Genomic DNA, 12456 nt, shown 5'->3' on the forward strand with positions numbered 1-12456 from the left:
TGGCCGAGGCGTAGAATGGACGGATCAGCCATGCAACCGGAGTTTCAGATGGACAGCGCCAAGCTCGGCCAATTCGTCAATGACAAGTGGGACAGCGAAATCGTCCCGCAGTTGGTCGACTACATCCGCATTCCCAACAAGTCGCCGATGTTCGACGCCAACTGGGTGCAGAACGGCTACATGGAGCAGGCGGTCACCCTGATGGAAACCTGGGCCAAGGCCCAGGACCTGCCCGGCCTGAAGGTCGAAGTGGTGCGCCTGGAAGGCCGTACCCCGCTGATTCTGCTGGAAATTCCGGCTACCGGCGCCGAAACCGGCGACGACACCATCCTGCTCTACGGGCACCTGGACAAGCAGCCGGAGATGACCGGCTGGGACGACGACCTGGGCCCGTGGACCCCGGTCCTGCGCGGCGACAAGCTGTATGGCCGTGGCGGTGCCGATGACGGCTACGCCATCTTCGGCTCGCTGGCCGCCGTGCTGGCACTGCAGGCCCAGGGCTTGCCGCATGCCCGCTGCGTGGTGCTGATCGAAGCCTGTGAAGAGTCGGGCAGCTACGACCTGCCGGCCTACGTGGACCATCTGGCTGACCGCATCGGCAAGCCGTCGCTGGTGGTCTGCCTGGATTCGGGCTGTGCCAACTACGACCAGTTGTGGTGCACCACTTCGCTGCGCGGCCTGACCGGCGGCAACTTCTCGGTGAAGGTGCTCAACGAAGGCGTGCACTCCGGTGATGCCTCCGGCGTGGTGCCGTCCAGCTTCCGCCTGCTGCGCCAGCTGCTGTCGCGCATCGAGGACCAGGACACCGGCCGCATCCTGATCGACGGCATGAACGTGGAGATTCCGGCCGAGCGCCTGGAACAGGCCAAGCGCGCCGCCGACGTGGTCGATACCGCGATCTTCGAAAAATTCCCGCTGGTCGACGGCCTCAAGCCGATGAACGACGACCTGACCGAGCTGGTGCTCAACCGCACCTGGCGCCCTGCCCTGTCGGTGACCGGCATCGGCGGCATGCCGCCGCTGGAATCGGCCGGCAACGTGTTGCGCCCGCATACTGCGGTGAAGCTGTCGCTGCGCCTGCCGCCGACCGCCGATGGCAAGACCTGCGGCGAGCTGCTGAAGGAAGCGCTGCTGCGCGATCCGCCGAACGGCGCGCAGGTCACCCTGGACCTGGAAAAGGCCTCCACCGGCTGGAACGCGCCGGCGATGGCACCGTGGCTGACCAAGGCCATCGACGATGCCAGCCAGACCTTCTTCGGCAAGCCGGCGATGTACATGGGCGAAGGCGGCTCGATCCCGTTCATGGGCATGCTGGGCGAGAAGTTCCCGGGCGCCCAGTTCATGATCACCGGCGTGCTCGGCCCACACTCCAACGCCCACGGTCCGAACGAGTTCCTGCACATTCCGATGGGCAAGAAGGTCACCTCGTGCGTGTCCAAGGTGATCAGCGAGCACTACGCGGCAAGCCTGCGTGGCGAGACCAGCGGTTCGCCGGTAGCTGCCGACAGCGGCACCCGCCACGGCGACCACGGCTGCTGCTGATCCAGACACACCGTGACGGACGCAGCCCGGCCTTGCTAGGCTGCGTCCATCCTTCGAGAGCACTGATTGCATGAACGGTCTGTTTGGCAGCACCAGCTGGCTCTACATCATCCTGGTCGGCTTCTTCGTCGGCCTGCTGGGACGCTTCTTCATGCCCGGCAACAACCGCATGGGCTGCCTGCTGACCATCGTGCTGGGCATCATCGGCGCGCTGCTGGCCGGCTGGTTCGGCCAGTACATGGGCTGGTACGCGCCCGGTGAACCGGCCGGCTTCCTCGGCGCGGTGCTGGGTGCGGTCGTCGTGCTGGCGATCCTGCGCCTGTTCAGCGGCCGCCGCTGAGCCGCCCTCTCTTTTCTCATTCTGCCCCCGACGTTGGCGCGCCCGGCGCGCCCGGATATGCCTGCATGACCGAACCCGCCTCTGATCCCCAGCGCAGCGCACAGCGCCTGCAGTGGGCCCGTACCCAGCTTGACGACGGCAACACCGTGGTCGAACGCGCCTCGGTCGACGCCGGCATGCGCAGCTACTGGCGCACCACCAGCCAGCGCGGCAGCCACATCGTGATGGACGCCCCGCCGGGGCTGGAAGACCCCACGCCGTGGCTGCGCATGCGCGGCCTGCTGCACGATCACGGCCTGCGCGTGCCCGCCCTGCTTGCCCAGGACCTCGACGCCGGCTTCCTGCTGCTGGAAGACCTGGGCGGCCCGACGCTGGCGAAGATCCTCGACGAACGCAATGCCGACGCGTGGTTCAGCCGATCCATCGATCAGCTGCTGCGCCTGCAAGCCATTCCGGTGCCGGCCGATTTCGGCCAGTTCGGCGAAGCGCTGCTGCAGCGTGATGCCGGCCTGTTCGACGAGTGGTTCCTGCAACGCCATCTTGGCCTTGAACTGGACTGCGGCGAGATCGAAGGCCTGCAGCTGGTGCACCGTCGGCTGATGGACAACGCGCTGGGCCAGGCCCAGCTGATGACCCACCGCGACTACATGCCGCGCAACCTGATGCCGGTGGATGGCGGCCCGGCGGTGCTGGATTTCCAGGACCTGGTGCGTGGCCCGATCGCGTACGACGCGGTAAGTCTGTTCAAGGATGCCTTCCTGAGCTGGCCGCTGCAGCGCGTGGACGAATGGCTGGCGCAGTATCACCAGCGCGCACGCGATGCCGGCCTGCCGGTACCCGACCGTGCCACTTTCCTGCGCGATGCCGACTGGATGGGCATCCAGCGCCACGTGAAGATCCTCGGCCTGTTCTGCCGCCTGCGCTATCGCGACAACAAGGGCCACTACCTGGACGATGCGCCGCGCTTCATCGCCTACCTCGATGAAGTGCTGCCGCGCTATCGCGAACTGGCGCCCCTGCAGCAGTTGCTGGAAACGCGGATCAAACCGGCACTGGCCGAGTTGGCCGCGCCGATGCGCGTGCAGCGCTGAAGGCCGCATCGATGAAGGCACTGATTTTCGCCGCCGGCCTGGGTGAGCGCATGCGCCCCCTCACCCTGCACACGCCCAAGCCGCTGCTGGCAGTGGCCGGCAAACCCCTGATCGCGTGGCATCTGGAGCGGTTGGCTGCGCTCGGCATTCACGACGTGGTGATCAATACCGCGTGGCTCGCCGAGCAGTTCCCGGCCGCATTGGGCGATGGCAGCCAGTGGGGCCTGCGCCTGCATTTCATGCACGAAGGCGATACCCCGCTGGAAACCGGTGGCGGCATCCTCAATGCATTGCCGGTGCTGGGGGACGATCCGTTCCTGGTAGTGAACGGCGATATCTGGACCGATTTCGATTTCGCCACGCTGCCGCGTGAACCGGCCGGCCAAGCGCATCTGGTGCTGGTCGACAACCCCGCGCAGCACCCCAATGGCGACTACCGGCTGGACGCGCACGGTGTGCTGCACCATGACCGCGAAGGCCCGTGCCTGACCTATGCGGGCATCGGCGTCTATCGTCCTTCGATCGTGGCCGATTGGCGCGCGGTGATCGGTGAGGCACCGGGCAGCGAGCGTGTGCCACCGAAGTTTTCGGTGGTGCCGTTGCAGAAGCATTTCATGGCACAGGGGTTGATGACGGGGCAGCATCATCGCGGGCGCTGGACCGATGTCGGGACCGTTGATCGCCTGCATGCGCTGGATGCGGAGTTGGCCGCGAACGGCTGAGCCCGTCGTGGTTGGTCGCATCTGAAGCAGAAGCCTTGCTTGGCCGGACGGGATGGGCTGCGCAGGGGACGCTGCAAGTACGTCCATGTAAGCTCGGTCGCCGCATCCATGCGGCTCACGCCCCTGCGCAACCCACCCCGCCCGGCCTCTGACAGTTTCCGTGGGCGTCCAGCCACGGAAGAAAGAAAAAAGCAGAAGCGGGTCGCCTCGCTGCGCTTGCTCTGGTGACGACCAACGGTCGCTACCCACCACAAGCAGAGAACGTCGGATCCAAGGCAGTCCTTCCCCGGAAAGTCTCATCCACGCATGGCGTGGATCTACTTGTCGCCATCATGGCGCCAACGCCCCTGCATGGCCCACCCGCCCGGCCTCTGACAGTCTGCGTGTGCGTCCAGCCACGGAAAAGAAGGAAAAGCAGAAGCGGGTCGCTTCGCTCTGGTGACGACCAACGGTCGTCACCCACCACAAGCAAGACACGTGTCGACCAAGGTCGACACCCACCAACAGCAGTGCAGAACGCCGACACACCAGATCGCGGGAACCTGTCGAAGGCGGGGTGGCTCAGGTTGCGGGGGCGTGAGCGCCATGGATGGCGCGACCGAGGCTACATGGACGTACTTGCGCCGTCCCCCGCAACCTGAGCCGCCCCGCCATCCCTCAGGAAGCCAGCTTTTGACGTTGACGTTGCTTCGGCGGGTGCAGGGCGCAGCCCTGCCGGACAACATCCCTCAGTAGCGGGGACGGCCTTCTTCCAGTACCTGGCGCAGGAACGGCACGGTGATCCGCCGCTTCGCCGCCAGCGATTCGCGATCCAGCCAGTCCAGCAACGTGATCAGCCCACCCAGCTCGCGACCGGTGTGCGACAGCAGCCACTCGATGGCGGCCTCGTCGATCGCCAGCCCCCTGCGCAGCGCGCGCTCGCGCAACACCGCCGCGCGGCCTTCCTCGTCCAGCGGCTGCAGCAGCACGCGCACGCATTGGCCCAGGCGCGAGCGCAGGTCCGGCAGCACCAGGCCCAGTTCGCCCGGCGACTTCTGTGCCGTGTACAGCACCGTCACGTCGGCAGCGCGCGCGCGGTTGTGGAAATCGAACAGCGCGATTTCGTCCTCACGATTGCCTGCCACCGCATCCAGGCCATCCAGCGCCACCAGCTCGCGCTGCTCCAGCCCTTCCAGCGCCACCCGCACCCGGCCGACCACGCTGGCCAGCGGTACATAGGTCGGCAGGCGCCCGGCCTGCTCGGCGCTGGAACACATCGCCAGCGCCTGGTGGGTCTTGCCGGTGCCGGCCGCGCCTTCCAGGTACACCCAGTCGTGGCTGGCCCCTACCGCGATGGCATGCAGCTGCGCCAGCGCGCCGTCCGGCGCGCCGATGAAGCTTTCCAGCCGCTGGTCCCGCGGGTAATGCAGGGCCAGCGGAAGTTGCGGCACACCAATCACTTCAGTTCCGGACCCTTGTCATTGCCAGGCACGATGATATGGGGCTGGTCGATCACACCATCAAGCACGATCGCGGGCTTCTCGCCGGCGTACAGCTCACTCTGGCGGTAACGCTGGTGCGCATAGCGCAACAGCACATTGCTGACCGCCGCCACCGGCAGCGCCAGCAGCATGCCCAGGAAGCCGAACAGCTGGCCACCGGCCATCACCGCGAAGATCACCGCCACCGGGTGCAGGCCGATCTTGTCGCCGACGATGCGCGGGGTCAGCACGTAGCTCTCCAGCAGCTGGCCAACGGTAAACACCACGCCCACCAGGATCAGCAGTTTCAGGTCGAACCCCTGCGCCTGCACCAGCGCAGCCACGATCGCCATCAGGATGCCGGTGGTCGCGCCCAGGTAGGGAATGAAGCTGATCAGGCCGGCGATCAGGCCGATCAGCAGGCCCAGCTTGAGCCCGACCAGCGACAGGCCACCGGCATAGATCACGCCCAGCGCCAGCATCACCAGGAACTGCCCGCGGATGAAGGCGCCGAGCACCTCGTTGGATTCACGTGCCAGCGTGGTGATCGTGCCGATCTGGTTGCGCGGGATCACCGATGCCACGCGTTCGACCAGCTTGTCCCAGTCACGCAGGAAGTAGAACGCCAGGATCGGCAGCAGCAACAGGTTGACCACCCAGGTCACCACCGTGAAGCCCGAGCGCGATACGTAGCCCATGAAGGTCGTGGCGAACCCGCCGGCCTGCTGCCAATGGCTGCGCACCCATTCGATCACACGGTCGGGATCCATCCACTGCATCACTTCCAGCCCGGTCTTCTGCTCGAACCAGGGAATGCCCTTCTCCATCAGCCAGGCCTGCGCCTGCGGAGCCGCGGCGATCAGGGTGCTGATCTGGCGCTCGATCATCGGCACCAGCACCAGCAGCAGCGCGACGATCACCAGCACCATTGCCACGAACACCAGCACCACGCCGGTCATGCGCGAGCGGCCGGTGTCCTCGATGCGGTCCACCAGCGGATCGCCCAGCCAAGCCAGGGCCAGCGCCAGCACGAACGGCGTCAGGATCGGTGCCAGCAGCCACACGACCCAGCCGATCAGGCCGGCCAGCAGGATGAACTTCAGCCGCCGCAGGAACTGCGCGATTTCCGCTTCCGGGGACAGGATCATCGCAGGCGGTACTCATTGCTGACCGGCGCCGGTGCCGGTGCACCGGTCGTATCGTCGATCGGCGTCGGCAGGGCCGGCAGTGTCGCCGACGGCACCAGCACGCCGTTGTCGCCGAGCATGCGGTTGAAGCCGGCCAGGCCGGTGGTCAGTTCCAGATTCAGCTCCAGATGGTCGGCGGTCGCGCGCAGCGGAGTGACGTTGCGCACCACCGCGACTTCACGCAGGCCAGCGGCCAGGCGCAGGTATTCGTCCGCGCTGTTGATGCCGGTCACCACCACGCGGTAGGTGCCCGCCTGGCCGGTGGCCGCACCGGCCTTGGCATAACGCTTGACCAGCGCGTCGGCAGCGCCATCGGCACCGGCGGCCATCGCGCGCATCGCGTTGGCGTCCTTGCTGGACCACTTGTTCAGTTCACGGCCGTTGTCGACGAACACCCAGTCCGCCTGCCAGCCGCCATTGGCGCGATAGAGCTTGCCGATCAGCTGCATCGGCGGCGAATAGCGCGACGAGGCCCGGGCGACAGCGGCGCTGTCCTGGCGCCAGATGGCACCCGCCAGGGCCTGCTCGGCGGCGCCACCACTGGGCAGGCCGAGCTTGTAACCACGCTCGATGGCCCGGCTCAGCAACGGCCGCGCGGCATTGGCCTGCTGCACGCTGACCAGACGCGGACCGCTGCCGTCATCGACGGCCAGCCACAGCACCGGCTTCGGTCGCGGCTGCGGCCACAGCGGCAGGCCCAGGGCCGACACCAGCCCGTCCACGTCATCCTCGCGGAAGCGCGCGACCAGCAGGGTACGGAAGCTCGGCGCACCGCTGGCGCCCACGCTCTGGTCCTGCTTGTAGTCGTAGCTGGCCACATAATCCTTGGCATTGCGCAACGCCTGCGCCACGCCGGGGCGCGACATGACGCTGCGATCACCGGACAATTTACCCAGTACCACGCTCAACGCGCGGGCAAGTGCACCGTTGCGGTCAGCCTCGGCTTGGCTGTTGACGGGCACTTCGGCCTCGTACGCACCACTGGCAGTGGCAACATCCCCCTCGGTTCGCATGCCGCTCTGGGCCATCGTGGCCACCGGCAGGCACAGCGCAAGGAGCAGGGTCAAAAACAGGCTGCGGCGCATCAGGACATCCATTGGCTCGACGTATCCGGGGGGAATTGTTGCCCGAATACGGCCTTTGCGCCAATGCGGCCTGTTAAAATCGGCGATTCAACCCCTGCCAGCGCCGACGCCCGTGACCAACAGCCCGTCTTCCGCCCCTTCTCCCCTCACCTACCGTGACGCGGGTGTCGACATCGACGCCGGCAACGAACTGGTCGAGCGGATCAAGCCCCTGGTCAAGCGCAGCTTCCGTCCGGAGGTGATGGGCGGCCTGGGTGGCTTCGGTGCCCTGTTCGACCTGTCCAACAAGTACCGCGAACCGGTGCTGGTGTCGGGCACCGACGGCGTCGGCACCAAGCTGAAGCTGGCCCACCAGCTGAACCGCCACGATACGATCGGCATCGACCTGGTCGCCATGTGCGTGAACGACGTGCTGGTGCAGGGCGCCGAGCCGTTGTTCTTCCTGGACTACTTCGCCACCGGCAAGCTGGACATCGACACCGCCGCCGCGGTCGTGGGCGGCATCGCCAATGGCTGCACCGAGGCCGGCTGCGCCCTGATCGGTGGCGAAACCGCCGAGATGCCCGACATGTACGCGCCGGGCGAATACGACCTGGCCGGCTTCACCGTCGCGGCCGTCGAAAAGAGCGAACTGAAGGACGGCGCCCATGTCGCCGCCGGCGACGTGCTGATCGGCATCGCCTCGTCCGGCCCGCACTCCAACGGCTATTCGCTGGTCCGTCGCATCTATGACCGCGCCGGCCGCCCGGCCGAGCTGGAACTGGAAGGCGGGGTCAAGCTGGTCGATGCGCTGATGGCCCCCACCCGCCTGTACGTCAAGCCGATCCTGTCGTTGCTGAAGTCGCACGGCGATGCCATCCACGGCATGGCCCACATCACCGGTGGCGGCCTGACCGAGAACATCATCCGCGTGGTGCCCGAAGGCCTCGGCCTGGACATCCAGGCCTCGTCGTGGACCCTGCCGCCGGTGTTCCAGTGGCTGCAGAAGGAAGGCGCGGTGGCCGACAGCGAGATGTGGCGCACCTTCAACTGCGGCATCGGCTTCGTGCTGATCGTCGCTGCGGACCAGCTCGAGGCCGTATCCGCTGCGGTCAAGGCGGAAGGCCTGGAGCACTGGACGATCGGCCAGGTGGTCACCGCCCAGGGCGGCGAACGCGTCCACATCGCCTGATCCACTGGACAAAGGAACCCGCATGGACGCACCTCCTCCCTTGTCGACGCCGCCGGCTCCGCCGGTGCTGCCGCCGAACCCGGTCGTGCCGGTGTTCGGCCCGCAGGACGCCACCCAGCTGCGCCAGCTGGCGATCGGCCACTATGTGGTCGCTGGCCTGATGGCGGTGTTCTCGCTGGTCTTCGTCCTGCACATCGTGCTGGGCATCGCCATGCTGTCCGGCTCGCTGCCGATGAAGTCCGGCGGTGAACCGTCATCGCCGGAAGAGCAGCAGTTCGTCGGCTGGCTGTTCACCGTGATGGGCGTCTGCATCGTGCTCGGCGGGCTGACCCTGGCAGGCTTCGTGGCCTATGCCGGCCGCTGCCTGTCGCAGCAGCGCCGCTACCTGCTGTGCATGATCGTGGCGGGGCTGGCGTGCCTGTTCACCCCCATCGGCACCATCCTCGGCGTGTTCACCCTGGTCGTGCTGCTGCGCCCGCAGGTGAAGGCCGCCTTCGCTGGCCAGGCGGGTCTGGCATGAACGATGGAATGAACCCACCGCCGCTGCCACGGCAGACCTTGGCGGACCTGCAGACCGCAAGCCACCTGCACAACCTGAAGATCCTGTTCTACGCGCTGGCCGGCTTCCATTGGCTGGCAGCGCTGGTGTTCCTCGGCTTTGTCGGCATCGTCGCCTTCGAACGCGGAATGGATGACGGCGCCGTGCTGGCGACGGTGTACGGCGCGGTGTCGCTGTTGGCCATCGGGCTGGGCCTCCTGCAACTGCGCACCGCGCGGCTGCTCGGCCAGCGCAGCCACCTGGCCTGGTGTCGCGGCGCGGCCTGGGCAGCGGTGATGGCCGGCCCACTGGGCATGGCCCTGACCGCCTACGCGGTGTATTTCCTGCGCAAGCCGGAGATCGCTGCATTGTTCGACCGCGGCGACCACGTCAGCGTCTGAGCTGGCAAGCGCATGTTCCGTCTCTTCTGCTGATCGCCCCGACATGTCCACGCCCGCTGCCCCCACGCTCGCCCGCAACCGCGCCACCCACTCACTGTCGGCACCGAAGAAGGCCGCACTGGCCGCAGTGCTGGGCATATTCGCCGCAACCTGGATCCATCCGCTGTGGCCGCTCGAGCAGACCCTGCACAGTTCGCTGACGGTGATCGGCCTGCTGGCCCTGTGGTGGGTGGACCGGCGCTGGCAGCTGGGCAACGGTGCGTTCATCGCCATCTGCGGCTTCATCGCCATCCACTGCGTGGCCGCGCGCTGGCTGTATTCCAACGTGCCGTATGACGCGTGGTTGCAGGCGCTGCTGGGATGGTCGCCGGATGCGGCCTTTGGCTGGCAGCGCAACCACTTCGATCGCCTGATCCACTTCCTCTATGGCGTCTGCTTCACCCCGGCGTTGCTGCAGCTGGCGCGACATTCCTGGCCTGCGCTGCGCATCGGCCAGGCATTCACCCTGTCACTGATGGCGGTGATGTGCTCCAGCCTGGTGTATGAGTGGCTGGAATGGGGCATCGCCCTTGCCCTGTCGCCGGAAGCGGCCGAAGCCTACAACGGCCAGCAGGGCGACATGTGGGACGCGCATGCGGACATGCTGCTGGCGACCCTGGGCAGCCTGCTGCTGTGGCCGCTGGTACGCCGGAGCGTGGTGCGATGAGCATCTGCCGAATCGCCGTGCTGGCATCCGGGCGCGGCAGCAACCTGCAGGCCATTGTCGACGCCATCGCGGCAGGGCGACTGCAGGCCGAGATTGTCGGCGTGTTCTCCGATCGTCCCGATGCGACCGCCCTGGAGCGGGTGGCAACGGATCGGCGCTGGGGGCATGCGCCGAAGGAATTCAGCAACCGCGCCGCCTACGAGCAGGCACTGGGTGATGCGCTGGCAGCATCCACGCCGGACTGGATCGTCTGCGCGGGCTACATGCGCATCCTCGGCGCCGATTTCGTGCAGCGGTTCAATGGCCGCCTGGTCAACATCCACCCCTCGCTGCTGCCGCTGCACAAGGGCCTGCACACCCATGCACGGGCGCTTGAGGCCGGCGATAGCGAGCACGGCGCCAGCGTGCACCTGGTGGTGCCGGAACTGGATGCCGGCGCGGTGCTGGCGCAGGCCCGGGTTCCGGTGCTTGCCGGCGACGATGCGCAGACCCTGGCCGAACGCGTGCTTGCGGTAGAGCATCCCCTGCTGATCGCCACCCTGAAGCTGCTCTGTGAGGGGCGTCTGGCTGAACGGGAAGGCCAGCCGACGTTCGACGGTCACCCCCTGTTTAGCCCCTTGGCTCTAGATTCCGCCGGAAACCTGAACCGGTAACGCCCGTGCACACGCCCCGCTGACTGCGGGGCTGGCATCCTGCTCCCCTCCTGCGGTTCCTGTCGGCCATGAAGACCACGTCCCTGCTGCGTACAACTCTGCTGCTGCCGCTTGCCGTCCTCGCCTGTGCGGGCTGGGGGCAGGCAACAGCGCCTGCTGCGCCGGCACCTGCCGAGGTGGCACCGCCGGTGCTGCCCGCCCTGGCTTGGGAGCCGCCGCCGCTGCAGCCGTTCAGCGCGACCTATCAGGCGTTCTACAGGGGCAAGGAAGCAGGCGATGCGACCATGCAGGTGACCCACACCGGCGGCAGCCAGTGGCGGGTGGACATGCAGGTGGTCGGCCGCCGCGGCTTTGCCAGCGTGCTCGGCCTGAACATCGAGCAGAGCACGGTGTTCGAAGAGCGCAGCGGTGTGTACGCGCCGCTCAGCCAGAGCACGGTGCGCAAGGGCCTGTTCCTTGGCAAGAAGGCGGTCGGCACCTACAACTGGCAGGCCGGCACCGCGCAGTGGAGCGGCGACGTGGAAAAGAAGCGCGCCCAGCCGATTCCACTGCAGGCCGGCGACCAGAGCGCGTTGCTGATCAACCTGGCGATCATGCGCGACGCGCGTCCCGGCGCGGCTATGCACTATCGCTACGTCGACATGGGCAAGGTGCGCCAGCACGATTACCAGGCCGCGCCGCAGACCGAGAACGTCGAGGTCGGCGACCTGTCCTACAACGCGCTGCGGGTGTATCGCACCAACGGCGGCAACAATGAAACCATTCTCTGGATCGCCAACGGTGTCCCCACCCCGGTGCGCATCCTGCAACGTGAAGACGGCGAAGATCGCGTCGATCTGCGCCTGATCGAATACCAAGGAGTCTGAGCATGAACACCCTGACCCGCCCCCTGACCTGGATCGCCGCTGCCGCACTGTCGGTGGCCAGCCTGCCGGCCATGGCCCTGCAGCCGTTCAAGGCCGACTACCTCGCCAGCTACATGGGCATGCAGGCCAACGGCAGCATGACCCTGGCCAGCGAAGGCACCAACAAGTGGCGTTACAGCCTGCAGGTCAAGAACCAGCTGGCGGACCTGAGCCAGACCACCGTGTTCGAGGAAGTGCGTGGGCAGCTGCGTCCGCTCAGCAGTCAGGACCGCTCTGCGCTGCTGGTGAAAAAGCGCAATGTGCAGGCCAACTACAACTGGACCAGCAACCAGGCCACCTGGACCGGCGACATCAAGCCTGACCGCGCCGGACCGATCGCCCTGAAGGCCGGCGACATGGACGCGCTGCTGATCAACCTGGCCATCGCCCGCGACCTGGCTGCCGGCAAGCCGCTGACCTATCGCATGGTCGACGAGGGCCGCATCAAGAACATGACCTACCGCGTGGTGGGCAAGGAATCGGTCACCGTTGGCGGCAAGAGCTACGAGGCGACCAAGGTCTCGCGCGTCGACGGCAACAAGGAGCTGATTGCCTGGATCGTGCCGGAGTTCCCGGTGCCGGCGCGCATGCTGCAGCGTGAGAGCGGCCGCGATGCGCTGGACCTGACCATCAAAGCGATGAACTGACCGACGAT

General features: G+C 67.0%; 14 protein-coding genes. 11 read left to right on the forward strand and 3 right to left on the reverse strand.

Translation table 11 applies throughout. The annotated features are described in order from the left end of the window. The first annotated feature begins 48 nt into the window (after positions 1-48). From AB4Y98_RS04695 to murU, 4 genes are all read left to right on the forward strand, one after another. On the forward strand, positions 49-1542 hold the full coding sequence (locus AB4Y98_RS04695) for a M20 family metallopeptidase (protein ID WP_080149492.1): 1494 nt from the start codon (positions 49-51) through the stop codon (positions 1540-1542). Positions 1543-1612: 70 nt separating this feature from the next. Further along, entirely contained in the window at positions 1613-1882 is a 270-nt protein-coding gene (locus AB4Y98_RS04700; protein ID WP_025874000.1) for a GlsB/YeaQ/YmgE family stress response membrane protein, read from the forward strand. A 65-nt stretch (positions 1883-1947) separates the two neighbouring features. Continuing rightward, entirely contained in the window at positions 1948-2973 is a 1026-nt protein-coding gene (locus AB4Y98_RS04705) for an aminoglycoside phosphotransferase family protein (protein ID WP_032975827.1), read from the forward strand. Between the two features lie 11 nt (positions 2974-2984). Further along, on the forward strand, positions 2985-3695 hold the full coding sequence (gene murU, locus AB4Y98_RS04710; protein ID WP_442243877.1) for an N-acetylmuramate alpha-1-phosphate uridylyltransferase MurU: 711 nt from the start codon (positions 2985-2987) through the stop codon (positions 3693-3695). Positions 3696-4423: 728 nt separating this feature from the next. Here the strand turns inward: murU and hda are convergent. Genes hda through AB4Y98_RS04725 form a run of 3 tightly spaced genes read right to left on the reverse strand, consistent with a single transcriptional unit; the run spans position 4424 to position 7427 of the window. Beyond that, positions 4424-5131 carry a DnaA regulatory inactivator Hda gene (gene hda / locus AB4Y98_RS04715; RefSeq protein ID WP_032977533.1) on the reverse strand — a complete coding sequence of 236 codons (708 nt, stop codon included), beginning with the start codon at positions 5129-5131 and terminating at the stop codon, positions 4424-4426. Beyond that, positions 5131-6303 carry an AI-2E family transporter gene (locus AB4Y98_RS04720; RefSeq protein ID WP_080149494.1) on the reverse strand — a complete coding sequence of 391 codons (1173 nt, stop codon included), beginning with the start codon at positions 6301-6303 and terminating at the stop codon, positions 5131-5133. Before AB4Y98_RS04720 ends, hda begins: the two co-directional genes overlap by 1 nt. Next, positions 6300-7427 (reverse strand): DUF2066 domain-containing protein, encoded by a 1128-nt coding sequence (locus AB4Y98_RS04725; protein WP_442243878.1) that lies wholly within the window; start codon positions 7425-7427, stop codon positions 6300-6302. The genes AB4Y98_RS04720 and AB4Y98_RS04725 overlap by 4 nt, the downstream gene beginning before the upstream one ends. A gap of 112 nt (positions 7428-7539) precedes the next feature. On the opposite strand from AB4Y98_RS04725, the gene purM reads away from it, so the two are divergent. The 7 genes from purM to AB4Y98_RS04760 all read left to right on the forward strand — a co-directional run bounded on the left by purM (position 7540) and on the right by AB4Y98_RS04760 (position 12448). Continuing rightward, positions 7540-8598 (forward strand): phosphoribosylformylglycinamidine cyclo-ligase, encoded by a 1059-nt coding sequence (gene purM / locus AB4Y98_RS04730; RefSeq protein WP_164280434.1) that lies wholly within the window; start codon positions 7540-7542, stop codon positions 8596-8598. Between the two features lie 22 nt (positions 8599-8620). Beyond that, positions 8621-9118: a hypothetical protein gene (locus AB4Y98_RS04735; protein ID WP_442243879.1), complete on the forward strand. Its 498-nt coding sequence runs from the start codon at positions 8621-8623 to the stop codon at positions 9116-9118. Beyond that, positions 9115-9537, forward strand: coding sequence for a hypothetical protein (locus AB4Y98_RS04740; RefSeq protein ID WP_428701576.1), 423 nt, complete (start codon positions 9115-9117; stop codon positions 9535-9537). The genes AB4Y98_RS04735 and AB4Y98_RS04740 overlap by 4 nt, the downstream gene beginning before the upstream one ends. Positions 9538-9631: 94 nt before the next feature. Then, complete coding sequence (locus AB4Y98_RS04745; protein WP_394196281.1) at positions 9632-10243, forward strand: DUF2238 domain-containing protein; 612 nt, start codon at positions 9632-9634, stop codon at positions 10241-10243. Further along, positions 10240-10896, forward strand: coding sequence for a phosphoribosylglycinamide formyltransferase (gene purN, locus AB4Y98_RS04750; RefSeq protein WP_394196260.1), 657 nt, complete (start codon positions 10240-10242; stop codon positions 10894-10896). The genes AB4Y98_RS04745 and purN overlap by 4 nt, the downstream gene beginning before the upstream one ends. A gap of 68 nt (positions 10897-10964) precedes the next feature. Then, positions 10965-11762: a DUF3108 domain-containing protein gene (locus AB4Y98_RS04755; RefSeq protein WP_394196262.1), complete on the forward strand. Its 798-nt coding sequence runs from the start codon at positions 10965-10967 to the stop codon at positions 11760-11762. 2 nt (positions 11763-11764) lie between these two features. After that, the gene (locus AB4Y98_RS04760; protein ID WP_025874011.1) at positions 11765-12448 is read left to right on the forward strand and encodes a DUF3108 domain-containing protein; all 684 of its coding nucleotides are present in this window, start codon (positions 11765-11767) and stop codon (positions 12446-12448) included. Positions 12449-12456: the final 8 nt, after the last annotated feature.

The organism is Stenotrophomonas sp. 2YAF26 (genome assembly GCF_052114625.1).
Classification (GTDB): Bacteria; Pseudomonadota; Gammaproteobacteria; order Xanthomonadales; family Xanthomonadaceae; genus Stenotrophomonas; species Stenotrophomonas indicatrix.

Coding starts and splice junctions, on each gene's coding strand:
- AB4Y98_RS04695 (WP_080149492.1), top strand. CDS start 49: ATGGACAGCGCCAAGCTCGGCCAATTCGTCAATGACAAGTGGGACAGC.
- AB4Y98_RS04700 (WP_025874000.1), top strand. CDS start 1,613: ATGAACGGTCTGTTTGGCAGCACCAGCTGGCTCTACATCATCCTGGTC.
- AB4Y98_RS04705 (WP_032975827.1), top strand. CDS start 1,948: ATGACCGAACCCGCCTCTGATCCCCAGCGCAGCGCACAGCGCCTGCAG.
- murU (WP_442243877.1), top strand. CDS start 2,985: ATGAAGGCACTGATTTTCGCCGCCGGCCTGGGTGAGCGCATGCGCCCC.
- AB4Y98_RS04720 (WP_080149494.1), bottom strand. CDS start 6,303: ATGATCCTGTCCCCGGAAGCGGAAATCGCGCAGTTCCTGCGGCGGCTG.
- AB4Y98_RS04725 (WP_442243878.1), bottom strand. CDS start 7,427: ATGCGCCGCAGCCTGTTTTTGACCCTGCTCCTTGCGCTGTGCCTGCCG.
- AB4Y98_RS04735 (WP_442243879.1), top strand. CDS start 8,621: ATGGACGCACCTCCTCCCTTGTCGACGCCGCCGGCTCCGCCGGTGCTG.
- AB4Y98_RS04740 (WP_428701576.1), top strand. CDS start 9,115: ATGAACGATGGAATGAACCCACCGCCGCTGCCACGGCAGACCTTGGCG.
- purN (WP_394196260.1), top strand. CDS start 10,240: ATGAGCATCTGCCGAATCGCCGTGCTGGCATCCGGGCGCGGCAGCAAC.
- AB4Y98_RS04755 (WP_394196262.1), top strand. CDS start 10,965: ATGAAGACCACGTCCCTGCTGCGTACAACTCTGCTGCTGCCGCTTGCC.
- AB4Y98_RS04760 (WP_025874011.1), top strand. CDS start 11,765: ATGAACACCCTGACCCGCCCCCTGACCTGGATCGCCGCTGCCGCACTG.